The sequence below is a fragment of the Neisseria sp. P0001.S005 genome (genome assembly GCF_051963715.1).
On the sequence record NZ_JBQCTZ010000763.1, the window covers coordinates 1 to 368 of the forward strand.

General features: G+C 43.5%; 1 protein-coding gene. It reads left to right on the forward strand.

Features of this window, described 5'->3' with window-relative positions; translation table 11 throughout:
- Positions 1-200: 200 nt before the first annotated feature.
- Positions 201-368 (forward strand): c-type cytochrome (locus tag ACTHSP_RS22750; protein ID WP_440347097.1); only part of this gene is annotated, 168 nt, incomplete at its 3' end.

Consider the following 368-nt stretch of genomic DNA (forward strand, 5'->3'; position numbering starts at 1 on the left):
TGGAAACAAAACTGCAACATCATAATTTGTATCGGGCATTTATGTTGCAGCAGTTTGGTAATTTGAGTAGTAATTTAATGTAAACTTGGTATAGAATAGCACGTTTATAGAATTATCGGTTTTAATCGGGAAAATTCCCCGGTATTTGAGTATAAAAAAGGCATTGACGCGGTACGCAATGCTGTAATCAGGAGCACTCCATGAAACGATTGACTTTATTGGCCTTGGTATTGGCTGCCGGTGCGGTTTCCGCTGCCCCTAAAGCAGATGCTGAAAAAGGCAAACAGGTAGCGACTACTATCTGTGCGGCGTGTCACGCAGCCGATGGTAACAGCGGTATCGCAACTTATCCTAAACTGGCAGGTCAG